Raw genomic sequence first — 23,215 nt, 5'->3', positions numbered from 1 at the left:
TTCAGTCGGCCGCGGAGGCCTTCCATTCGCGGGCGCGCAACGGCATCCGGGAAGCCCCGCCGTCCATGGGACGCACCACGAGGATCTGGTTGACGCCGATCTTGTTGTGCTCGAAGGAGAGCGCGGAGGCCGCCATGTAGAGCCGCCAGACCCTGGCCCGGCCGGGCGAGGTCATGGTGACGGCGCGGTCCCAGTGCTTCTCCAGGTTGGCGACCCAGCGGCGCAGGGTCAGTGCGTAGTGTTCGCGGATCGACTCGACGTCGCGGGCTTCGAAGCCCGCTTCCTCGAGCGTTGCGACGGTCCGGCCCACCGGCGCGAGTTCGCCGTCCGGGAAGACGTACGCGTCGATGAACTCGTCCACGTGGTACGCGGACTCGTCCTTCTCGGGACGGCGGGCGATCTGGTGGTTGAGCAGCCGGCCGCCGGGCCTGAGCAGTGCGTAGAGGCTGTCGGCGTATTCGCGGTAGCGGACCGAACCGACGTGTTCGGCCATGCCGATCGACGAGATGGCGTCGTACGGGCCGTCCCTGACGTCCCGGTAGTCCTGGACCCGGATCTCGATCCGGTCCGTCAGGCCCTCTTCGGCGATGCGCTTGCGGGCGAACGCGGCCTGCTCGGTGGAGAGGGTCACTCCGGTGACCTGGGCGCCGTACTCGCGGGCCGCGTGCATGGCCATGGAACCCCAGCCGCAGCCGACGTCGAGGAGGCGGTCGCCCTCCTTCAGGGCGAGCTTGCGGCAGACCAGGTCGAGCTTGTCGCGCTGGGCGTCCTCCAGGCTGCCGCCGTCCTCCCAGTAGGCGCAGGAGTAGACCATGGACGGGCCGAGGACCAGTTCGTAGAAGTCATTGCCCACGTCGTAGTGGTGGCTGATGGCCTCCTTGTCGCGGCGCTTGGTGTGGAGGGGGCCGGTGCGGCGGCGGACCTCCTCGGCGGGCGGGGGCGGGGGCGGCCAGGGCCCGGCCAGCTGCAGCAGGCCGCGGGCGGCGGACCGCACCTTGGGGTCCCGGATCGGGTGGACGGTGTCCTTCGCGTCCGCCCCGCGCTCCCAGAGCAGCCCCGCCATCCGGTCCAGGGTCTCGTACAGATCGCCTTCGATGTCGAGCTCGCCGGCCACCCAGGCGCGGGCCAGGCCCAGTTCGCCCGGCTTCCAGAGCAGCCGGCGCAGCGCGCGGCGGTTCCGGACGACGAGTACGGGGGCACCTGGCGGTCCGGATTCACTGCCGTCCCAGGCCCGGATCCGGACCGGGACGGGTTCTCCCAGCAACTCCTCGGCGAGAGCGGTCAGCCGCAACGCGGCGTCTGCCATGGCGTACACCTCCGTGATGGTGTTTCCCAACGTGCCCGAACATGCCCAAACATGCCGTGAACCACGCCCCGCACCCGTGGTGCCACGACGAGGTACACCCCCCTCAACACTCTCCGGCGCCAACGCCATCCCGCAGCGGCGCAACGGATCGGCAAAATACCTGTAGTTCACACACACTTACCGGGTCGCCAGGCCGGCCCCTTCCCGGGCACGCCGAAGGGGCCGCCCGCACCACGGATGGCGGACGGCCCCTTCGGGGTCATGCACAAGCTGCGCGGATGCGAGCATCCGCGGGTGGACTAGGAGGCGTTGGCCTTCTCGCCCTCGGCCTTGGCGGCGGCCGGAGCCGGAGCCGGCTTGGCGGCCTCGTAGAACTCCTCGCGCGGCGTCTCCATGGCGCCGAGCGAGACGACCTCGCGCTTGAGGAACATCCCAAGGGTCCAGTCGGCGAAGATCCGGATCTTGCGGTTCCAGGTCGGCATCGCCATGCCGTGGTAGCCACGGTGCATGTACCAGGCGAGACGGCCCTTGAGCTTGATCTTCATCTTGCCCATGACGATCATCGCGACGCCCTTGTGCAGGCCGAGACCGGCGACCGCACCCTTGTTGGCGTGGCTGTAGTCCTTCTGCGGGAAGCCGCGCATCCCGGAGATGACGTTGTCGCCGAGGACCTTGGCCTGACGCAGTGCGTGCTGGGCGTTCGGCGGGCACCAGGCGTTCGGGTTGCCGGCCTTGCGGCCGACCATGTCCGGAACCTGGGCGTTGTCGCCCGCGGCCCAGATGTAGTCGGTGCCCTGCACCTGAAGCTTCTCGGAGGTGTCCACGTGACCGCGCGGACCGAGCGGCAGGCCGAAGCGTGCCAGCGCCGGGTTCGGCTTCACGCCGGCCGTCCACACGATGGTGTTGGAGTCGACCTCGAGGCCGTTCTTCAGGACGACGTGACCGTCGACGCAGGAGTCCATGGAGGTCGAGAGGAAGACCTCGACACCACGTGACTCCAGGTGCTCCCGGCCCCAGGTGCCCAGCTTCGGGCCGACCTCGGGAAGGATCTTGTCGGCGGCGTCGACGAGGATGAAGCGCATGTCCTCGCGCTTCACGCTCGTGTAGTACTTCGCCGCGTCGCGGGCCATGTCCTCGACCTCGCCGATGGTTTCCGCACCGGCGAAGCCGCCGCCCACGAAGACGAACGTCAACGCCCTGCGGCGGACGTCCTCATCGGTCGTCGAGTCGGCCTTGTCCAGCTGCTCGAGAACGTGGTTGCGCAGGCCGATGGCCTCCTCGATGCCCTTCATACCGATGCCCTGTTCGGCCAGGCCGGGGATCGGGAAGGTGCGGGAGACCGCGCCCATCGCGATGACCAGGTAGTCGAAGGGCAGCTCGTAGGCCTCGCCGACGAGCGGCGCGACCGTGGCGACCTTGCGGTCCTGATCGATGGTCGTGACGCGGCCGGTGAGAACCTCGGCCTTCGGCAGTACGCGTCGCAGCGGGACGACGACATGCCGAGGCGAGATGCTGCCGGCGGCGGCTTCGGGGAGGAAGGGCTGGTAGGTCATGTACGACCGGGGGTCGACGACCGTGACGGTCGCCTCGCCGTAGCGCATCTTCTTCAGAATGCGCCGAGCTGCGTACAGGCCTACGTACCCACCGCCTACTACGAGGATCCTGGGACGCTCCGTGGTGCTCATGCCATCGAGTATCCACCCCACCTGGGGGGCACGCTCGTGAGCCCCTTCACAAGGTATCCCCCACCCTCTGCTACACTCCGCCGCCCACGTGACCGAGGTCATGGCAGCGCGGGGGAACCCCCGCGCCGCGGCGAACGTTGTTCACCGCTTGTGAGCAGGCCGTTGAGCCTTGCGAGCACAGTGGACCACCCCCTTCGCCCACCTCCTCGAAACACACCCGAAACCATCCTGCATGCGCGGCGGGCGGACCCTTCGGCGGCCGTGGAAGCCCGTACGGAGCAGAAGTGTGGTCCGGAGCGCCGAATTCCTTGTGAAGAAGTTCACGAACTTCGTCGTGGCGTGTCCCCGGAGGGGGTCCGCGAAGGGTCCACGAGGAGCCGACGGAGGCTCAAAGGTGCAGGCGGGAGTGCGCATGAGCGCCTTGTCGGCCACGCTCGCACGCACCCCTGCCCGGCCGCCTCGACTAGGCGATCGACCAGCCGATTCCGTCCAGGATGTCGTGCTCGCTGACGACGACCTCGCGGGCCCCGGTCCGCTTCATCACGGCCAGCAGGACGAGCGCCCCGGAGGTGATGACATCGACGCGCCCCGGGTGCATCGCGGGGATCGCGGCGCGCTCGGCGTGGGTCGAGGTGACGAGCCGCCCGGTGATCTCCTGGACCTGCTCGAAGGAGATCCGGGAGTGGTGGATCGCCTCGGAGTCGTACTCCTGCAGTCCCAGCGCGATCGCGGCCACGGTGGTGACGGTGCCGGCGAGGCCGACGAGCGTGGCGGCCTCGGTGAGCGGGACGCTCTCCTCGGCGAGATCCAGGGCGGCGTCGATGTCCGCGCGGATCGCGGTGATCTGACCCAGCGTGGGCGGGTCGGTGACGACACCGTCGCGTACGAGGTGGCGCTCCGTCATCCGTACGCAGCCGATGTCCACGGACCGCGCGGCCAGTACCCGGTCGTCGCCGACGACGAACTCGGTGGAACCGCCGCCGATATCGACCACCAGATACGGCTTGGCGAGATGGTCCCGGCCCGCGAGCTCCTTGGTGGCGCCCTCGAAGGAGAACTCCGCCTCCTGGTCGCCGCTGATCACCTCGGGCTCGACGCCGAGGATCTCCAGCACGCCACGGACGAACTCGTCCCTGTTCTCCGCGTCGCGGGAGGCGGAGGTGGCGACGAAGCGGAGCTTCTCCGCGCCGTGGTCCTTGATGACGGCCGCGTACCGGCGGCAGGCGGCGAAGGTCCGCTCCAGCGCGTCGGGGGCGAGCCTGCCGGTGCGGTCCACTCCCTGCCCGAGCCGGACGATCTCCATCCGCCGGTCGAGCTCGGTGAGCTCACCGGTGGCGGGGTCGGCGTCGGCGACGAGCAGCCGGATGGAGTTGGTTCCGCAGTCGATGGCGGCAACGCGGGTCATGGACGCTCCTGTCGTGATGCCTGGGAATCCGTCCCGGACCCCGCTCCGGGGTCGCCGGACGGTGTTGCGGTGCCGGCCTCGGCCGCGGGTTCGCACGACGTCACGCACGGCCCCTTGCGCCACCACTCCGGCAGCATCGCAATCGCCTCGTCCCCCAGCGGATTCACCCCCGGACCCGCCGCCAGCGAGTGCCCGACCAGCACATGCAGGCACTTCACCCGGTCCGGCATGCCCCCCGCACTGGGGAAGCCCTCCAGCACCTCGATCGCGTCCCGCCGGGCGATGTAGTCCTCGTGGGCATTGCGGTACGCCGCCGCCAGCTCCGGATCCGTGGCCAGACGCTCCGTCATCTCCTTCATGACGCCGTTCGCCTCCAGCGTTCCGATCGCGGACGCCGCGCGCGGGCACGTCAGGTAGTACGTCGTCGGGAACGGCGTACCGTCCTCCAGCCGGGGCTGCGTCTCGACCACGTCCGGGTTGCCGCACGGGCAGCGGTGCGCGATCGCGCGCAGCCCGCGCGGCGGGCGGCCGAGCTGCTGCTGGAACGCGGCGATGTCCGCCTCGGTGGGCGTGGTGGATTCGGTCTGGGGAGGGGGCGTTTCCATGCCTGCCTTGGTTCTACTCGGGATGCTTGAACTGCGGTTCCGCAGCGGATCAGGAGAAAGGGAGAAGAGGTCAGTCGCGGTCGGCGGAGTCCACGCCGTCCCACAGGTTCGAGTGCCACGGCCGGTCGGTCTCCTCCGACCCTCCGCTGCGCTCCTTGGCCGCGTCCGGGTCGACCACGGTGTAACCGGTCTCCCCGGGAAGGACGTAGTGCAGATGCTCCCGGGCCAGCCGCCGGATGTACGCGTCGTCCTGGAGGCGCGCCTTCTCGTCGCGGAGCTCCTCGGTGCGTGCCTCCGCCTCCTGCGCCAGCCGTTCCTGGTCGGCGATCTCGTCGCGCTGCGACACGTACTGTCGCATCGGGTACGCGAGCGCCACCACCAGGGAGCAGACGACCAGGGCGAGGAAAGCGGCCCGGCCCGTGAGCCGGGAACGGCGGGCCTGACGGCGGTTCTGGGAACGGTAGACACGAGCGGCGGTCTGCTCTCCGAGCAGCCGCAGCCGGGTCGCGGTGGAGAACCGGTCCCGGTCCTTCGCGGCCATGTCTCCGCCTCCCCACTACGCACGTCCGTCCCCGCACACGGTACGGGACCGAGTGCGGGGACGGACGGAGGCCGGTGCCTTTGACCCGTGACGGGCCTGCGATCAGCCCTTGAAGCGCGGGAACGCGGAGCGGCCCGCGTACACCGCCGCGTCGTCGAGGATCTCCTCGATGCGCAGCAGCTGGTTGTACTTGGCGACACGGTCCGAGCGGGCCGGGGCGCCGGTCTTGATCTGACCGCAGTTCACCGCGACGGCGAGGTCGGCGATGGTGGTGTCCTCGGTCTCACCGGAGCGGTGGGACATCATGCACTTGAAGCCGTTGCGCTGGGCCAGCTCGACGGCGTCCAGGGTCTCGGTCAGCGAACCGATCTGGTTGACCTTGACGAGCAGGGCGTTGGCGGAGCCCTCCTCGATGCCACGGGCCAGACGCTCCGGGTTGGTGACGAACAGGTCGTCGCCGACGATCTGCACCTTGGCGCCGAGCTTCTGGGTGATGACGTTCCAGCCGGCCCAGTCGTCCTCGTACAGCGGGTCCTCGATGGAGACCAGCGGGTACGCGGCGACGAGCTCCTCGTAGTACTCGGTCATCTCGGCGGCCGAGCGGGACTTGCCCTCGAACTCGTACTTGCCGTCCTTGTAGAACTCCGAGGCGGCGACGTCGAGCGCCAGCGCGATGTCCTTGCCCGGGGCGTAGCCGGCCTCCTTGATGGCCTCGAGGATGAGGTCCAGGGCGGCGCGGTTCGACTCCAGGTTCGGCGCGAAGCCGCCCTCGTCGCCGAGACCGGTCGACAGGCCCTTCGTCTTCAGGACCTTCTTCAGCGTGTGGTAGACCTCGGCGCCCCAGCGCAGGGCCTCGGAGAAGGACTCCGCGCCGATCGGGGCGATCATGAACTCCTGGATGTCCACGTTGGAGTCGGCGTGCGACCCACCGTTGAGGATGTTCATCATCGGGACGGGCAGCAGGTGCGCGTTCGGGCCACCGAGGTAGCGGAACAGCGGCAGGTCCGAGGCCTCGGAGGCGGCGTGGGCGACGGCCAGCGAGACGCCGAGGATGGCGTTGGCGCCGAGCGAGCCCTTGTTCTCGGTGGCGTCCAGGTCGAACATCGCCTGGTCGATCAGCCGCTGCTCGGTCGCGTCGTAGCCGACGAGCTCCGGGCCGATCTGCTCGATCACGGCGAGGACAGCCTTCTCGACGCCCTTGCCCTGGTAGCGGTTGGGGTCACCGTCGCGAAGCTCAATGGCCTCGAACGCACCGGTGGAGGCGCCGGACGGAACAGCAGCACGGCCGGTGCTGCCGTCGTCGAGGCCAACCTCGACCTCGACCGTGGGGTTTCCGCGGGAGTCGAGGATTTCCCGGGCTACGACGACGTCGATGGACGGCACGAGGCATCTCCTTCTGGGATATGACGCTGGTTGTGCAGGGTCGCTTTGGCCTTGCGCCAAGAGCCTAACCGCCCTGGCGCACTGCGTTCGGCGACCGCCCGCCTCCTGGGACGAAAAAGGACCCAAGGGCACCCGTAGACGGGCAAACGTTCAGAAATCTACTGAGCAGTAACCACAACGGTTGAACGGTGAGCGCAGAAACCCCGACCCGGCGCGTACGGGGGAATCCGCGCCGGGTCGGGGTGCTCAGGGAGGAGAGAGAGCGCTTTTCTGCTGAGGCTCGTACTACTTCGTCAGGTGGAGCTGCTGACCCGGGAAGATCAGGTCGGCGTCCTTGACGATGTTCTTGTTCAGCTTGAACAGCTGGTGCCAGCCGCCCTTCACCTTGTGCGCCTCGGCGATCTTGCTGAGCGAGTCACCGGCCTTCACCTTGTACTCGCCGTCGCCCTTCGCGACCTTCTGGCCGGTCGGCGTGGTGACGGTCTTCGCGGCCTCGGGGGCGGTGCCGCGGTCCGAGCGGGAGGCGGTGGGGGCCTCGGTGTGCTCGGCCGGCTTCGGCGCGGCCGGCTTCGCGGCGGCGGAGCCGGTGTCGACACCCGGGTCGACACCGTCGTTGGTCAGGTTGCCGGCGCCGGCGCAGCCCCAGGCACCCGGACCCTGCATGTCGAGGAGCTTCTCGGCGGTGGCGATCTGCTGGGCCTTGGTGGCCAGGTCGGCCCGCGGGGCGTACTGCGTGCCACCGGCGGCGGCCCAGCTGGACTGCGAGAACTGCAGGCCGCCGTAGTAGCCGTTGCCGGTGTTGATGGACCAGTTGCCACCGGACTCGCACTGGGCGACGGCGTCCCACGTGGCGACGGAGGCCGCGGAGGCACCCGTGGCACCCATCAGGGGAACGGCGATGGCGGCACCGGCGACACCGGCGAGCGTGGCCACACGGACGGCCTTGGACGGGCGACGGTGCTTGCCCTTGCTGTTCAGCAGCATGCAAATTCTCCTCACCGACGCCTACGAGGTGAGCTGTCGGGTTCGGGCCAAGTGAGTTGCCCGGTCGCATGTCCTAGCACGCGACTTCACCCCAAGCCGGTCCTGACGGTCTTTCGACCATCGGGCCCGGCGCTTACCTGGGTCCCCCGCTCCTGCCTACGGCGCTTTACGCGTCTGTTCCCTTCGACCGACGGCAGGATTCGGCGTGACGGTCGATGGGGCCCGCGGTGCGAGCGGTTCCGACCGTAAACGCACGCAACCCCCACATTCAAAGACGGACATAACTGACAATCATCCCCTACTCACGTCCGGCCGGTCATCGTTTTCGCAGGTGGGGGGCGATGCGGACAGGCCTGACAGACGAGACACGCCGATTAACGCAAAGAGACCCATGTCTCACTTACACATAAGTGGACATAGGCCTCTGAACTACCCCTATTTTTGGGGTGATTTAAGCTGTTGATCAGACCGGTCTCACTCCGCCTTCACACCGAGATCGAGGCTCTGGCCAGGAAGAATGAGATCCGGGTCGTCGCCGACAGCAGTCTTGTTGGCCTCATAGAGCGCCGGCCATCCGCCATGAACCTTCTGTGCATCAGCAATCGCCCAGAGGTTGTCGCCCGGCCGAACGGTGTATGTGCCGTCCGCGGCCGAGTCGCGCGTGTCGCGTCCGTCACCGTTACCGCGGGAAGCATGGCGGCCCGAGTCGCGGTCACCGCCCGTTCCCATGCCCTGGCCCGCCTCGGGGGCCGGCGCGCCGCGGTGCTTACCGCCCGCCTCGCTGCCGGAAGAACCGGAGGAGCGGGACGAGTCGGCCGAACCGGATGTATCCGACACATCGGCTGACGGCTCGCTCGATGCCTGACCGGACGCCTTGCCCGACGTCTTGCCGGACGACTTCTCCGACGACTTGGCGGACGACGACTTCGATCCGCCCTCTGCGCTCGCCTCGTCCGAGGCCTCGTCGGACGGGTCCGCGCTCTCCGTCGGGTCGGGCGACAGCAGGCTTCCCGGATCGACACCCGGCAGCGTCCCGTCCACCGTGAGCCCGGAGATCACCGCGCAGCTGGGCCACGCCCGTGGCCCCTGGTCGTCGAGGACCTTCTCGGCGACCGCTATCTGCTGCGAGCGGCTGGCGAGGTCGGCACGCGAGGCGTACGCCTCGCCGCCGTACGACTTCCAGGTGTCCTGCGAGAACTGGAGACCGCCGTAGAAGCCGTTGCCGAGATCGGCACTCCACATGCCGCCGCTCTCGCACTCGGCGACCCGGTCCCAGGTCGTGGCGTCGGCCGCGTGCGCACCGGCCGCGCCGAGCAGCGGGATGGCGATGGCCGAGCCGGTGACGCCTGCGGCGACGACGATGGCGGGTGCCTGACGAGGGCGACGGTGTCTGCCGTTCGCGGAGCCCATGGGGTTGCCTTCCGTGTGACTGACAAGTGACTGGTGAGTCGAACGGTGAACGTAGCGGCAGTCGAACGCTTGTCACAAGTCGATGCAGCGCAGATCACGTGAAAGTCACGGAGTTGACAGAGTGTCACCTTCACCGGAGCGATGTCCGGGATGGAACTCCACGGGAAGAGTGCGCAGTCCGCGCATGATGAGCCCCCCACGCCACCGCAAATCGGTAGGTTCCACCGCAAGACGCAGGTCCGGGAGGCGCCTCAGGAGTGTGGCCAGCGCGGCCTGTCCCTCCAGTCGGGCGAGCGGCGCCCCCAGACAGTAGTGGATGCCGTGACCGTAGCCGAGGTGCTGATTGTCACGCCGGGAGAGGTCGAGCGTGTCGGGGTCGGCGAACCGTTCCGGATCCCGGTCCGCGGCGGCGAGCACCACCAGTACGGGGTCGCCCGCCGAGATCCGCTGCCCGCCGAGCACCAGCGGTTCGGTGGCGAACCGCCAGGTCGCCAGCTCCACCGGGCCGTCGTACCGCAGCAGTTCCTCGATGCCGGTCTCCAGCAGCCCCGTCTCCCCCGCGTCGAGCGAACGCTGCAGCCGCTCCCGCTGCTCGGGGTTGCGCAGCAGGGCGTACACCCCGTTGCCGATCAGGTTGACCGTCGTCTCGAAGCCGGCGAAGAGGAGGATGAAGGCCATGGCGGCGGCCTCGTTCTCGGTGAGGTGCTCGCCGTGGTCGCTGGCCCGGATCAGCCCCGAGATCAGATCGTCCCCGGGGTTCTCCCGCTTCCGGTGGATCAGTTCGGCGAGATAGCCGCGCATCTTCTTCACCGACCGCGCCACCCCGCCGCGCGGCCCGCCGCCGTGGCGGATCATCATGCCCGCCCAGTCCCGGAAGTCGTCCTGGTCCTCGCGCGGAACGCCGAGCAGATCGCAGATCGCGTAGATGGGGAGCGGGAACGCGAAGTCGTGGATGAGGTCCGCGCTCCCCTCCTCGATGAAGTTGTCGATGAGGCGGTCCGTCAGCTCCTGCACGCGCGGCGCGAACTCCGCGACCCGGCGCGGCGTGAACGCCTTCGAGACGAGGCGGCGCAGCCGCGTGTGGTCGGGCGGGTCGATGTTCAGCAGATGCGTCATCAGCTCCGCCTTGCGCTCGCCCGGGATGCCGGTCTTCCCCTTGGCGTGCGCCGGCTCGTCGTGGTGCGCCGGGTTCTTGGAGAGCCTGGTGTCGGCGAGGGCCTGCCGGGCGTCCACGTACCGCGTCACCAGCCATGCCTCGACCCCGCTGGGCAGCGCGGTGCGGTGCACGGGGCTGTGCTCACGCAGCCAGGCGTAGGCCGGGTACGGGTCGGTGGCGAACTCCCATGTGAAGAGTTCGGGGGCGTCCGCAGGAGCGTCGGCGGGGCTGTCGGCAGGGGTGTCGGCGGGGCTGTCGTTCACCCCCTGACGTTATCCGTTGCCCTCCGCCGCGAGGATCGCGTCCCGGTATGCGCGGCCGGCGGCCCGCAGTGCGGCCTCGGGGTCGGTGCCGTCCTGTTCCGCGCGTACGGCGAGGGCGAGGAGCTCGTACCCGATGCCGTCCCCCGCGGGGAGCGCCACATCGAGTCCGGCGGTACGGACCCGGCCGGCCAGCTTCGCCGCCAGCGCCAGGCCGGGTTGGCCGAGCGGCACCCCGTCGGTGACCGAGTCGCGCTGCTTCTCGATGGCCTTGGTGCGCAGCCAGTGCGCGTGCACGTCCTCCGGGGTCTCGGCGGTCTCGTCGCCGAAGACATGCGGATGGCGGTGGATCAGTTTCTCGACGAGGGCGGCCGCGACGTCGTCGACGGAGAACGGCTGGTCCTCGTCCTCCTCCGCGATCCTGGCGTGGAAGACGACCTGAAGGAGTACGTCCCCGAGTTCCTCGCGCAGCTCGTCGCGGTCGCCGTCCTCGATCGCCTCGACCAGTTCGTACGCCTCCTCGATGGCGTACTTGGCGAGCCCCTGGTGGGTCTTCTGCGACGTCCAGGGGCACTCGGCCCTGATCCGGTCCATGACCTGGACGAGATCGAGGAGGCGGGCGCCCGGCAGATCGTACGAGCCGGGCAGCAGCTCCAGGTTCGGCATCTGCACCCGGCCCGATCCGGCGAGCCGGGCCAGCCCGTCCGTCAGCGGCTGGTTGCCCTCACCGCCGGTGACGACCACGACGGTCCGGCCGCCCGCGCAGGCGTCGACGAGCTCCTGCGCGATGGGCGCGGCGTGTTCGACGGTGACGCCCGCCTCGCGCAGATACGGCAGCTGGGGGTGGTCCTGCTCGGCGCAGAGCACCCGGTCGGCGGCCTGCAGCGTCTGCCAGGCCGGCCAGGACAGCAGCCCGGGCGCGACCCGGTGGCTGGCGGTGAGCAGGACGATACGACCGGGATCTTCAGCGTTCACCCCACCAACCTACCTACGCGCCTGCTGCGGCTTCCTGCTGGGCGGGCTTGGTGACCTGGGTGATCCACGGGGCCTTGTAGTTGGCGAGCTGGGTCTGCTTGTCGTCCCAGGTGCCGAAGCGCGGGTTGACGTCGATGTGCAACGACTTCGACGCCGCGGTGAGTGCGTCGCCGACGGCCTTCTGCCCGGCGGGCTGCTGCAGGTCGGCGCCGAGCGCCTGGGCCAGCTTCGTCAGCTGGACCTGCTCGCGCAGGACGGCCTCGATCTGGTCCGGGGCGACCCAGCTCTGCTGGAGCATCATCGTCCGCAGCTGTGCCTCTCCCCCGGACTGGGTGGCCGCCGACTGCCGCATCTCCTGGATCTCCTTGCGGCTGACCGTCACGTCCGCGTCCGCGGCGGCCTTGTCCAGGATCCGGTCGAAGATCATCCCGTGCAGCTTGGCCCGGCCGAGCTGCCCCGACTTGTTGATGAGCTGGACGGACTGGTCGGACTCGCGCTGCGCGGTGCGTACCTCCGCCACCTGGGCCTGCACGGTGGACACCTCGATCCGGTCCCCTCCGACCACGGCTGCGGCACCTGGGTGGGCCTGGTTCCCACAGGCGGAGAGCAGCGGCGCCGCGACGAGCATGGCGGCGGAGACGACGAGCGCGGTGCGACGGCGGCGGTGCAAAGGAGCCTCCCGGGGAGAGATTGTGCGGCGGTGCACAAGACCTTGCGGTGATCGATGTTAGGCAGTGGTCGTGATCCGGGCCACTGGTTCGACCAACGATTCGGCAGGAGTTGGGGATGTGGGCCGAATTCGGTCCGCTCAGCGCACGCGTTCGACCGCTTTGAGCCTCGCGTCCGGTCGCAGCATGATCGCGCGGGAGACCACAAAGGTGATCGGGATGGCCGCCACCGCCGCGACCAGCGGTGCATAGCGGCTGCTGAAGCCGGCATGGTCGACCAGCAGCCAGACACCGCCGGTCGTGATGACGAAGTTGGCGGCGTTGGTGAGCGGGAAGAGCAGGAACTTCCGCCAGGTGGGCCGGGTCCGGTACGTGAAGTACGAGTTCAGCAGGAACGAGCCGGTCATGCTCAACGCGAACGCGATCACATGCGCGGCCAGGTACGGCAGTACGGTCAGCAGGGCCAGGTAGCAGCCGTAGTACGTACCGGTGTTCACGACGCCGACGAGAGCGAAGCGGGTCATCTGGGCCGTGACCGTCATCGGCGTACGAACTCCCGCGGCCGCTGCTGATTCGGTACGCCGGTATTGGATGCCTTCACCAAGAAGTGCGGGCGCCGCTTCACCTCGTAATAGATGCGGCCGACATACTCGCCGACCACGCCCACTATCACCATCTGGACCCCGGCGAGGGCCGTGACCACGACGATCAGCGTGACGTAACCGGGCGTGTCCACTCCCTTGACCAGGGCGACTCCGACGATCCAGGCGGCGTAGGCGAAGGCGACGGACATCAGCACCATCCCCAGGTACAGGGCGGCGCGCAGCGGCTTGTTGTTGAAGGAGAGCAGCCCGTCGAGTCCGTAGTTGAGAAGTTTCCCGATCGTCCAGGCGGAGCTGCCCTTCTCACGGACCGCATTCTCGTATTCGAAGGTCGTCGTCCGGAATCCGACCCAGGCGAACAGGCCCTTGGAGAAGCGGTTGTACTCGGTGAGTTCGAGGACCGCGTCGACGGTACGCCGGGACAGCAGCCGGAAGTCGCCGACCCCGTCGACCAGCTCCACGTCCACCAGGCGGTTGATCAGCGAGTAGTAGGCGCGGGCACCGAGCGTGCGGGTGACGCGGTCGCCCTTGCGGTTACGGCGGGCGATCACCTGGTCGTAGCCGTGGGCGTGCTCCTCCAGCATGCGGCCGACGAGCTCGGGCGGGTGCTGGAGATCCGCGTCCATGATGACGACCGCATCGCCGTCGGCGTGCTGGAGGCCGGCGAGCATGGCGGCTTCCTTGCCGAAGTTGCGACTGAAGGAGAGATAGCGGATCCGCGGGTCGGCTACCGCCAGCTCCTCCAGGATCGGCAGCGTGCGGTCAGCACTGCCGTCGTCGACGTAGACGATCTGGAATTCGTGCGCCAGCCGGCTCATTTCGTCCGTGGCACGCGCATGGAAGCGTTCGAGGATCTCCTCCTCGTTGAAACAAGGCACTACTAACGAGATCAGCACAGGAGCATCTCACCCTGTCGGTACGTCAGACATGCAGGCCGGACATGGACAGTGAGCAACCATCAGGTGAATTGAACTATTGAATGACGGTTCCGTACTGCTCATCACTTTCACGGCTGCGATATTCGTCCGTATGCCGACTTTCCGTCCCCGCACGGCCGCGGCCACGCTCGCCGCATTGATCACCACGGCCACCGTGTGCGCGGGCGACGCCAGGGCCCGCAGCTTTCCGTTCGGGCCGCGCACCCGGAGCGTCAATGATCTAGGCAATCAGTTCGTGCCGTTCCACACCCGGCTCTGGGACCTGCTGCACGGGCGCGGCGACGGCGGCCTGTTCCTGAACTGGTCGTCCGCGTACGGCACCAGCTTCCTGCCGGATCTCGGCACCTACCTGACCAGCCCGTTCGCACTGCTCGTCGGGGTCTTCCCCCGGGACCGCATCGACCTCGCGGTGTACGTGGTGACCGTGGTGAAGATGGCGTCCGCTGCGGCCGCGATGGCATTCCTGCTGCTGACACTGCGGGGCGGGCGCTGGTGGCCGGCCGGGGTGCTCGGCGGCTCGTACGCGTTGTGCGGCTGGTCGGTCGCCGAGGCGTCGTACAACCCGATGTGGCTGGACGGTCTGATCGCCCTGCCGCTGCTCTGTCTGGTCGGTGAGTGGGCCCGGACGGGGCGCCATCGCATGGTGGCTCCGCTGCTCGTCGCGGTGGTGTGGGTCGCCAACTTCTATACGGCGTACATGGCGACCCTGGGGGCCGCCCTGGTGCTGGTGGTACGTCTGCTGACGGAGGGTGAGGAGGGGGCCGGGAGGGCGAAGGCCGCGATACGGGGGCTGGCGCGGGCGGCCGGGAGCGTACTGGTGGGGATCGGGCTCGCGGCGCCCGTCCTGATTCCCGTCTACCTGGGCACGAAACACGCCTACCCCGGCTGGGACCGGACGTTCCAGCCAGCTGCCTGGCCCGATGTGCTGGCCCGGCTGTTCCCCGGCACGTACGGCTTCTTCACTCCCGCCCTCTTCCTGAGCGCCGTCGCACTGCTCCCGGCCTGCGCACTCGTCTTCCAGCGGGGTGTGCCGCGGCGCGAACGGTGGGCGTGGGCGGGGTTGGTGGCGGGGGTCGGGCTGTCGCTGCAGTGGGGGCCGACCCATCTCCTCTGGCACGCGTTCGCGACGCCCAACGGCAGTCCGTACCGGCAGACGTTCGTGCTCGCCGGTCTGGTGGTGATCGCTGCCTGGATCTCGGTCTCGTACGGCCGGCCGGGGCCCCGGGCCCTGGTCGGCGGAGGCGCGGTGCTGGTGCTGATCGCGGCGGGGGCGGCCTTCAGCGACTTGGCCACGCACCGGTCGTATCTGCTGTTCGCGGCCGGTCTGGTGGCGACGGCCGCCGCGCTCGCCCTGCCCGCCCGGGGCCGTCGGGCGGGTCTCGCCGCCGTGCTGCTGCTGACCGGTGCGCTGGTGGGGCAGGCCGCGGCGACCACTGCGTTCGCCGACCGGCAGCGCCTGGCCCAGCTCGATCACTACGCGCCCTGGGGCGAGCGGCAGCGTGTACAGGCCGACGCGGTGGCCCGCGTGGACGGCTGGCCGCGCTACCGCACCGACCCCGGTGGGGAGCGGACCACCGCCAACGATCCACTGCTCGTGGGCGGTCAGGGCGCCGCGTACTACAGCAGCCATACGCCGGCCGTGCTGACCCGCACGCTCGCCGCCCTCGGCGGCGGCTGGACGTCCCACGGCCGGGCCGTGCAGAGCCTGGACAACCCCGTCACCGACGCGATCTTCTCGGTCGGTGCTCGGGTCCACGGGCCGCGCGACCCGCACCAGCGGTGGAACGCACCGGACGACCGGCCGGTGACGGTGGCGCGGCAGCAGGTGCCGCCGCTGGTGACGGTGCGGCAACCGGGCGCGGCGCCGTCCTTCGGCCCGTCGCCGTTCCGGAACCAGGAGGCACTGCTCGGTTCACGGGTCTATACCCTGCCGCGGACGACCCTCCGGACGGTGAGCGGTGCTCCGGTCGAGGATCGGGACGACCGCACCCACCGGGTGGGGCGCGGCACATACCAGCTGACCGCCCGCTGTCCGGCGGGCAGCGAGGTGTATCTGTGGGCTCCCGGAGTGTTCGGTTCGGCGCAGGTGAGCGATCGGCCGGGCGCGGGCCAGGAGACCGAGCTCCGGGGCCTGCTGCCGGCCCGCCGCGCCGCGATGGAACCACTTGGACGGATCGTGGGCGCCGACGGGCAGGTCGTGGTCACGCTGCGGTCCGTCCGCGCCGGGACCGTGCCGCGCGAGGCCCTCGGCTGTCTGGACCGGGACCGGCTGGCCGCGGCCGTGACCGGGCTGCGGCGCACAGGAGCGACGTCCGTCCGCCTCACCGACGACGGCGTCCGGGCCGAACTGCCGCCCGGAAGCCGCGGAACCGTCGTGCTCGCCGCGCCCCGGATCGCCGGCTGGAGCTGCGAGGGGCGCCCCGCCGACTCGTATCTGGGACTGGTCGCGGTGCCGGTCCCCGCCCACGCGTCCTCTGTGGACTGCACGTTCCGGCCGCCCGGGCTGCGGGCCGGTTCGACGGTCGGAGCGGGCGCGCTGCTCGTGCTGGCCGCAGTGGCGGTGTGGGGTGCGCTGGTGCGTCGACGCGCCGGGCGGCAGGACCTTGTACTGGCGGGACCGGACTGACCCGGCCCCCGCCCGCAGGCCGGTCCGACGGCACGTCCCGTCGGACCGGCCTGCGGGCGCGAGCGACGGTGGGGAATGAGGGCCTCTCGTTCGGATCATGCTGGGCTCTCGGGGTCCGAACGAAAGGCCCTTGGGGTGGTCGCTCAGTCAGCCATGCCCGGCGGCCTCAGCTCCCCACGATCGCGGCCGGGGCGTTCCGGTCGATCGTGAGCGTGCCACCGGTGTGTGTCACCCTCTTGTCGATGGCGTACCGGTGACCGCGGCGGTGCCCGGTGTCATTGCTTTCACGGACCGGACCGGACCGGACCGCCGCGTCCGGTCCGCTCAGCCGCCGCGGACCTGCATCTGCCGGTCGAGCTGGCGGCGCAGCTCCACCGGCAGCGGGTGGTGCGGCCCGTACATCCGCTCGGTGTCGTACAGCAGTGCCTGGAGCTGCCCGCGTGCCGCCGCGTGGTCGCCGACCGCGAGCAGCAGATACCCGATGCGCTGACGGATCTCGAAGGAACGGGCCGGGTCGGTGCCCGTCGCGTACTGGTTCTCGTAGTACGGCAGGACCGCGCGGTACTCCGCGAGCGCGGCAGCCGGTTCGCCCAGCTGCTCCAGGCACTGCGCCGCGTCGTAGCGGTACTGCAGCGTCTGGGTGTCGGCCGGGCCGGCCTCCGCCGCGCGGTCGTCGGCGAGGCGGCGCAGTTCGGGCAGGGCACGACGGTACTGCCCGTCGTCCATGAGCGTCGCCGCGTACTGCTTGCGCAGGATGCGGACCACCGGCGAACCTTCACCGTGCTGTTCGGCCGCGGCCGGGAGGATGCCACCGAGGATGTCCACGGCCTGGGTGATCCTGCCCTGCCCGAGCAGCTGCTTCACCTCGTCGACGGCGGCCGCGACATCCGGTTTGGCGGCCACCGGCGCCGGCTGCGCGGCGGGCGGGGTGGTGACGAGATCGGGCCACGGGGCGTGCGGCCGCAGAAAGGGGCGGGTCGGGTCGAGCGGGCCGGACGGCAGCCCCGTGGAGCGGGACGGTAGGAGCGGGGTGAGGTGTTCGTACACCTCCTGGGCGCTCGCCGGACGGTGCTGCGGGTCCTTGGCGAGCAGCCGCAGCACGAGCGCTTCGAGGGGCTCGGGGATCTCGGGCCGGATCTGCCGGACCGGGAGCGGCGGCTCGTAGAGGTGGCGGTGCAGCACACCGAGGGCGGTGGACCCGGCGAACGGCACGTCCCCGCTGAGCAGTTCGTGGAGCAGCACCCCGAGCGCGTAGAGGTCGGTGTACGGGCCGACGGCGCCGCCCATCGCCTGCTCGGGCGCCATGTACGCCGGGGAACCGATCGGCGTACCGGTGTGGGTGAGCCGGGTGGTGTCGTTGTCCAGGACGGAGGCTACGCCCAGGTCGAGGACGGTGATCGTGCCGTCCGGGCGCACCATCAGATTGCGGGGCTTGAGGTCGCGGTGGACGATCGGCACGGCGTGCACGGCGGAGAGCGCGGCGCAGAGCTGGGCGGCCACGGCGACGGACCACTGCCAGGGATACGGGTCGTGCTCGGCGAGATGGTCGGCGAGGTCGGAGCCCTCGACGTACTGCATGACGAGGAACAGGTCGTCGCCGTCATTGCCCGCGTCATGGACGGTGACCAGGCCCGGATGGTCCACCTGGGCGGTGACCCGGCACTCGCGCACGAACCGGCGCCGCAGCTCCTCGGCGGCACCGCTGCCGCCGGGACCGGCAACCCGGTCGGGCCGGAGCAGCTTCACCGCGACCCTGCGGTCCAGGCGTTGGTCGTACGCCGTCCAGACCTGGCCCATGCCGCCCTGGCCCAGGATGGTCGCCAGCTCGTACCGCCCGGCGATGACGCGTCCGCTCAACGGTCCTCCTCCTTACGGAGGTAGTCGCTCAGCTCGTCGAGCTCGGCGCGGACCTGGTCGATGCGGTGGGGTGGGGTGGGCGCGGACGCGCGCTGCGCAGGCTGGGCTTGGGAGCTCCCAGGGCGCGCACCCTGGGAGTGGGGCTGGTACCGAGGCGGCTGATGTTGCTGGTACTGCTGTGGCTGTGGCTGTGGCTGCTGCTGGTACTGCTGCGACTGAGCGGGCCGCTGCTGCTGTACGGGCACGGTCGTGTACCCGTACCCCGGCGGCAGGTACCCGCCGGCGAAGGGCTGCTTCTCGAGCTGCTCGTAGTGGCGGATGTCCGCGACCAGGTAGTACACGGGGGCGCCCAGCATCGCCAGGAACAGCATCGGTATGAGGACGAAGTCGATGCCGTTGGCATCGGCATTGCTGCCGTCCCTGCCGATGATCGGCAGGAGGACACAGATGAACACGAAGCCGGCCCCGGTCAGCCACCAGTCGGACGTCCTGCGGCGCACGATCGCGAGGCGCAGCAGCGGGGCCCACAGCAGCAGACCGATCGAGCAGACCGAGAGCACCACGAACAGCACGCGCATCGAGACGATCCAGGCCCGGCTGGGCAGCCGACGCGGCGGCATAGGCGTCGGCTGCGGCGGATGACCCGGGCCGTACATGGCTGCTCCTGGTACCTGGTCGGGGAAGTGCTGAACGCACCTGTCAGCGCGCGCAGATCTGGCAGACCTGAGCGTAAAGGGCGACACCGACAACGGTCCCGGGGTTGTACGGAACCGTTGTGGTTCAGCTCACTTCGGCGTGACCGTACCGTCCGTCAGCCCGTCGTACATCCCCTGGACCAACTGCCCGCCGAGCCGGCCGGTCAGCCGGAGGGCGTCCTCGAACGCGGCGAGGGCGCGGAACTGCGCCCCGTACCGCTGCTGTTCGGCGAGTGGCAGGCGCGGCAGCTGGAGACGGCGGGCGTCGAGCCGGGTCGCGGTCGACGCGTAACTGCTGGCCTGCCGGTTGTTGGCGGTGCCGCGCAGGAAACCGGCGAGGAACCACGGGTCGAGGGCGGCCGGATCGGGGCGCAGCAGCTGAAGGTTGCGGCCGAGTGCGGCGCCCGCGGTGGCCTCGTCGATCACCCGGGCGACGATGCCGCCGCCCAGTACGGGGACGACGACGTCACCGGGCTCGACGAGGACCGGTTCCTCGGGCGGCCCGTCGGTGCTCGCGGGGGTGGCGGGAAGTGTTCCGGAGGGGGCGGTGGAGCCCAGGACGTCGTATTCCGTGAGGACGGGCCCGGGTCCGGTGCCGGAGCCGCCGGTGCGGAGCTGGAGTGCGCCGGCACGGGCGAGTTCACCGACGGTGGTGAGGGGCCAGCGGGCGGGGTCGGAGAGGTCCGCGAGCGGCGGGGTGAGAGTGGCGGTCAGCCGCAGCGTCTCGGTCAGCCGGTCCCGTACGCGGGCGAGTTCGGCGGGTCCGCCACCGGCCGTCGGCGGGGGCAGATGGCGGGCGGGGGCCAGGTCCACATCGTCGTCGAGGAGTTCGATGACGGGGACGACCCGGCTGACACCCGGCCGGTCCTGGCCGGTTCGGCCGAGGGGGGCGTCCGGCTCGGGACCGGTCCGCTCCGCCCGGTCGAACGGCTCCCAGGCGTCCAGCACGGCGCTGCGCACCGCCTGCCAGTCGAGCCTGTCGCGCCCGCCCGATGCGGGCGTGGCAGCGGTCGCCGCAGCCGGTTCGGCCGGCTCGGCGGTGTCCACGAGCAGCAGCTCGGGCGAGGGGCGGACACCGGCGCCGGGCTTGCGCAGCACCCAGAGGTGGAGCGGGATGCCGTACGGGGGTGCGGCGCCGGCCGGGAGGGCGACGACGGCACGAAGGGCGCCGCGGCGCAGCAGATCGGCACGGATCCGACGGCCGGAACGACGCGACGCGGCAGCCGGGGGCATCAGCAGGACCGCGGTGCCGCCCTCGCGCAGGTGCGCCAGGGCGTGCTGGACCCAGGCGAGTTCGGACTCCGTACGGGCGGGGAAGCCGTACTCCCAGCGGGGGTCGTAGGCGAGCTCGTCGTGCCCCCAGTTGCGCTCGTTGAACGGCGGGTGGCAGAGCACGGCGTCGACGGCGAGCTGCGGGAAGGCGTCGGCGCGCAGGGTGTCGCCGGCCCGCACGGCGACCGTGCAGCTCTCGATGGTGGCGTTCAGGGCGAGGCGGAGCGCGGTCAGCGCGGCAAGGTCGGGGTCGGCATCCTGCGCGTACAGGGCGGTCGGACGGCTGAGGGCGCGCAGCAGGGCGCCGGTTCCTGTGGCCGGGTCGAGAACCGTACGGGCGGGCCGACTGCCCGTCTCCACGAGGGCGGCCATCAGCTCGGCGAGGCCCGGAGGGGTGAGGGTGAACTGGCGCGGGTTGGCGTCGAGCTGGCGGCCGAGGAGGAACTCGAAGGCCTGGCGGGCGCCGGTCTCGGCGGCGAGTTCGGCAGCGGCGCGCAGCAGGGGAACGGACGGCAGGAGTTCGTCGGCGGTCGGGGTGTGAACAGCGCGTACACACCCACTCGTTCCGCCTCCGCTTCCGTCGCCTGCTTCGGTGGCCGGACCGAAGCGTGCGGTGAGCAGGTCGTTCAGGGCGAGGTGCAGCACCGTGGCCATCCGCCCGTCCGACACGGCGGTGATCTCCAGCCAGGCGGTGGGCCTGTCCCGGACGAGCAGCAGGGCGCAGCCCGTGCGGACGAGGGCGGGGACGGCGCCGGCCGGGTGCCCGGCCAGCTGCTGCCAGACCCGTTCACGGAGCGGGACCTCGGCGAGCTTCCCCTGGTCGCGCAGCCACTGTTCGACTTCGGGCAGGGCGAAGGACGGGCTGGTCTCCGTGCCGCCGACCGGCTTGGGGAAGTCGGCGTGGCGGCGTCGCCAGTTGCTGACGGCGGCGCGGCCCACCCCCGCGAGCCGGGCGATCCCGGCCGCGGTCACCTCTGTCGAGTTCTCCGGCACTGACTGTCTCCCTGGTCCTGGGCGTCCTGGTCCTGATCCGTCCGCGCTGCCTGCTCTGTGTAGGCGAGCATACCGAGCCGTTCACACGACATCGATTCACGCCGTGCATGAATCCGTTTCGCGCGAACTGTGTTGACTCGGTTCACAAGCTCTGCTGTTATTGACCTGCCGCTACACCAGGCGGCGCAGCATTCCGCTCACCACTCATCCCTGCACTTGCCGGAGGGCACAGCCATGTCCCAGTTCACGCAGCCGCCGCAGTCCCCGCAGCCCCAGCAGCCGTACGCCCCGGCCCAGACGCCGGGCCTGCGCCCGGCCCGCAACGGCCTCGGCATCTCGGCGCTGATCCTCGGCATCATCGGCGCCGTCTCCGGCCTGATCCCGTTCCTCTTCTGGCTGGCAGGCATCCTCGGCGTCATCGCCCTGATCCTCGGCCTGGTCGGCCGCGGCCGGGTCAAGCGCGGCGAAGCCACCAACAAGGGCGCGACCACGTTCGGCGCCGTCCTCGGCCTGATCGCGCTGATCCTCTCGTTGGTCGGTGCGGTGATCACGTTCAAGGCGGTGGGCGACGCGGTGGACGAGCTCGACAGGGCGGTGTCGGACACCACGGCCACCGCCGCGCCGAAGGCCGGCGACACGGGCTCCGGAAAGAACAAGGACAAGGACTCCGGCGGCAAGCCGGACGCCGGGAAGGCGCTGGAGGCCGGTGACTCGGCCGTCTACGACGACGATCTGACGGTCACGGTCGGCGACGCGACCTCGTACACCCCCGACTCGTTCGCCGCCGGTCACACGAAGGGCAACAAGGCGTACCGGATCGCCGTGGTCATCGAGAACGCGGGCAAGGAGAAGTTCGACTCGGCGCTCGTCAACGTCGAGGCGCGGGCCGGCAAGGACGGTGTGGACGCCGAGCAGATCTTCGACGGCAAGGTCGGCGAGGGCTTCAGCGGCACGGTCCTGCCGGGCAAGAAGGTCACCGTCCAGTTCGCCTTCGACGCCCCCGCGGACGCCAAGGACCTGACCGTCGAGGTCAACCCCGGCTTCACGTACGACGCCACCCAGTGGGACCTGAAGCTCTAGAGCGCCCCGCCCTTCGCCACCCCGACGGGAACCCGACCATGCGCCTCCTCGCCCGCATCACGGCAACCGCTGTGCGCACCGCGACAGCGACGCTCTGCGCCGTCACGGCCCTGGCTCTCACGGCCTGCAGCCCGGTGTTCGCGCAGCAGCACGACACCGCGCCGTTCGCCCGGCTGACGGGACCCGAAGTCGCCGACAAGGCCCTGGCGGCGACCCGGGCCGCCAAGTCGGTACGTATCACCATGGGAACGAAGTCGCCCGACGGCACCCCGGTCGAGGCGTACGTGGCCACCGACATCAGGGGCGAGTGCACGGTGACCCTGTCCATGGGCGCGGCAGGCACGATGGACCTGGTCAGGACCGGCAGCACGGTCTACGCCCAGTCCGACGAGGCGATGCTGCGGGCGGCTTCCGCGGACCGGCCGCACACCGGCACGGACGCCGAGGTCAAGAAGCTCACGGGCCGCTGGGTGAAGGCGGACCGCGCCGACAGGTTCACGGCGCAGGCCCTGGGCTACTGCGACCGGAAGGGATTCCTCGACCGCCTGGCGGAGAACAGCGATACCGCGCACAAGGGGAGGGCGACCACTGTCGGTTCCATGCCCGCCCTGTCCCTCACCGGCCGGGCGGGCAGGGGGACATGGCAGGCGGCGGTGGCCGCGGAGGGCAGGCCCCACCTCCTGAAGCTGCGCTCCAGCACCGGGACCCCGCTCACCGTCGAGTTCACCGAGTTCGACAAACCGTTCACGGTGAAGGGACCGGCCGTCTGACACA

General features: G+C 70.3%; 19 protein-coding genes and 1 riboswitch. Of the genes, 3 read left to right on the top strand and 16 right to left on the bottom strand.

Annotated features, from left to right (window positions below; all coding sequences use genetic code 11):
* Position 1: 1 nt before the first annotated feature.
* The 13 genes from OHB49_RS25445 to OHB49_RS25385 form a co-directional block, all read right to left on the bottom strand.
* Positions 2-1,306, bottom strand: a complete 1,305-nt coding sequence (locus OHB49_RS25445; RefSeq protein WP_329163287.1) for a cyclopropane-fatty-acyl-phospholipid synthase family protein — start codon at positions 1,304-1,306, stop codon at positions 2-4.
* A gap of 299 nt (positions 1,307-1,605) precedes the next feature.
* Positions 1,606-2,991: an NAD(P)/FAD-dependent oxidoreductase gene (locus OHB49_RS25440; protein ID WP_313937651.1), complete on the bottom strand. Its 1,386-nt coding sequence runs from the start codon at positions 2,989-2,991 to the stop codon at positions 1,606-1,608.
* A gap of 463 nt (positions 2,992-3,454) precedes the next feature.
* Positions 3,455-4,396, bottom strand: coding sequence for a Ppx/GppA phosphatase family protein (locus OHB49_RS25435; RefSeq protein ID WP_329163285.1), 942 nt, complete (start codon positions 4,394-4,396; stop codon positions 3,455-3,457).
* Complete coding sequence (locus OHB49_RS25430) at positions 4,393-5,001, bottom strand: DUF501 domain-containing protein (RefSeq protein ID WP_329163283.1); 609 nt, start codon at positions 4,999-5,001, stop codon at positions 4,393-4,395. The genes OHB49_RS25435 and OHB49_RS25430 overlap by 4 nt, the downstream gene beginning before the upstream one ends.
* A gap of 70 nt (positions 5,002-5,071) precedes the next feature.
* A complete protein-coding gene (locus tag OHB49_RS25425; protein ID WP_329163281.1) occupies positions 5,072-5,542 on the bottom strand; it encodes an FtsB family cell division protein in 471 nt (156 codons plus the stop codon).
* A gap of 102 nt (positions 5,543-5,644) precedes the next feature.
* On the bottom strand, positions 5,645-6,925 hold the full coding sequence (gene eno / locus OHB49_RS25420; RefSeq protein ID WP_030976934.1) for a phosphopyruvate hydratase: 1,281 nt from the start codon (positions 6,923-6,925) through the stop codon (positions 5,645-5,647).
* Positions 6,926-7,210: 285 nt separating this feature from the next.
* On the bottom strand, positions 7,211-7,909 hold the full coding sequence (locus OHB49_RS25415; RefSeq protein ID WP_030976933.1) for a LysM peptidoglycan-binding domain-containing protein: 699 nt from the start codon (positions 7,907-7,909) through the stop codon (positions 7,211-7,213).
* Between the two features lie 3 nt (positions 7,910-7,912).
* Positions 7,913-8,083, bottom strand: a riboswitch (cyclic di-AMP (ydaO/yuaA leader).
* Between the two features lie 300 nt (positions 8,084-8,383).
* The gene (locus tag OHB49_RS25410; protein WP_329163280.1) at positions 8,384-9,319 is read right to left on the bottom strand and encodes a transglycosylase family protein; all 936 of its coding nucleotides are present in this window, start codon (positions 9,317-9,319) and stop codon (positions 8,384-8,386) included.
* A 105-nt stretch (positions 9,320-9,424) separates the two neighbouring features.
* Positions 9,425-10,738, bottom strand: a complete 1,314-nt coding sequence (locus OHB49_RS25405) for a cytochrome P450 family protein (RefSeq protein ID WP_030976930.1) — start codon at positions 10,736-10,738, stop codon at positions 9,425-9,427.
* Between the two features lie 9 nt (positions 10,739-10,747).
* Positions 10,748-11,710, bottom strand: coding sequence for a nucleoside triphosphate pyrophosphohydrolase (locus OHB49_RS25400; RefSeq protein WP_030976928.1), 963 nt, complete (start codon positions 11,708-11,710; stop codon positions 10,748-10,750).
* Positions 11,711-11,723: 13 nt separating this feature from the next.
* Positions 11,724-12,380: a SurA N-terminal domain-containing protein gene (locus OHB49_RS25395; protein WP_030976926.1), complete on the bottom strand. Its 657-nt coding sequence runs from the start codon at positions 12,378-12,380 to the stop codon at positions 11,724-11,726.
* Between the two features lie 138 nt (positions 12,381-12,518).
* A complete protein-coding gene (locus OHB49_RS25390) occupies positions 12,519-12,920 on the bottom strand; it encodes a GtrA family protein (protein WP_329163279.1) in 402 nt (133 codons plus the stop codon).
* Positions 12,917-13,876 carry a glycosyltransferase family 2 protein gene (locus OHB49_RS25385; protein ID WP_329163278.1) on the bottom strand — a complete coding sequence of 320 codons (960 nt, stop codon included), beginning with the start codon at positions 13,874-13,876 and terminating at the stop codon, positions 12,917-12,919. Before OHB49_RS25385 ends, OHB49_RS25390 begins: the two co-directional genes overlap by 4 nt.
* 133 nt (positions 13,877-14,009) lie before the next feature.
* Between OHB49_RS25385 and OHB49_RS25380 the strand changes: the two genes are divergently transcribed.
* Positions 14,010-16,544, top strand: coding sequence for a YfhO family protein (locus OHB49_RS25380; protein ID WP_329163277.1), 2,535 nt, complete (start codon positions 14,010-14,012; stop codon positions 16,542-16,544).
* Positions 16,545-16,868: 324 nt separating this feature from the next.
* On the opposite strand, the gene OHB49_RS25375 is transcribed toward OHB49_RS25380, so the two are convergent.
* The 3 genes from OHB49_RS25375 to OHB49_RS25365 form a co-directional block, all read right to left on the bottom strand.
* Positions 16,869-18,401, bottom strand: coding sequence for a serine/threonine-protein kinase (locus OHB49_RS25375; protein WP_030976919.1), 1,533 nt, complete (start codon positions 18,399-18,401; stop codon positions 16,869-16,871).
* Positions 18,398-19,057, bottom strand: a complete 660-nt coding sequence (locus OHB49_RS25370) for a hypothetical protein (protein ID WP_329163276.1) — start codon at positions 19,055-19,057, stop codon at positions 18,398-18,400. Before OHB49_RS25370 ends, OHB49_RS25375 begins: the two co-directional genes overlap by 4 nt.
* 129 nt (positions 19,058-19,186) lie before the next feature.
* Positions 19,187-21,361, bottom strand: coding sequence for an N-6 DNA methylase (locus OHB49_RS25365; protein ID WP_329163275.1), 2,175 nt, complete (start codon positions 21,359-21,361; stop codon positions 19,187-19,189).
* A 234-nt stretch (positions 21,362-21,595) separates the two neighbouring features.
* On the opposite strand from OHB49_RS25365, the gene OHB49_RS25360 reads away from it, so the two are divergent.
* Together OHB49_RS25360 and OHB49_RS25355 are read left to right on the top strand one after the other, a co-directional pair.
* Positions 21,596-22,441 (top strand): DUF4190 domain-containing protein, encoded by an 846-nt coding sequence (locus OHB49_RS25360; RefSeq protein WP_329163273.1) that lies wholly within the window; start codon positions 21,596-21,598, stop codon positions 22,439-22,441.
* Positions 22,442-22,479: 38 nt separating this feature from the next.
* The gene (locus tag OHB49_RS25355) at positions 22,480-23,211 is read left to right on the top strand and encodes a hypothetical protein (RefSeq protein ID WP_329163271.1); all 732 of its coding nucleotides are present in this window, start codon (positions 22,480-22,482) and stop codon (positions 23,209-23,211) included.
* Positions 23,212-23,215 lie beyond the last annotated feature (4 nt).

The sequence above is a fragment of the Streptomyces sp. NBC_01717 genome (genome assembly GCF_036248255.1).
Lineage (GTDB): Bacteria > Actinomycetota > Actinomycetes > Streptomycetales > Streptomycetaceae > Streptomyces.
The sequence above is the reverse complement of the archived record's forward strand: the minus strand, read 5'-3'. Positions and strand labels throughout refer to the sequence as shown.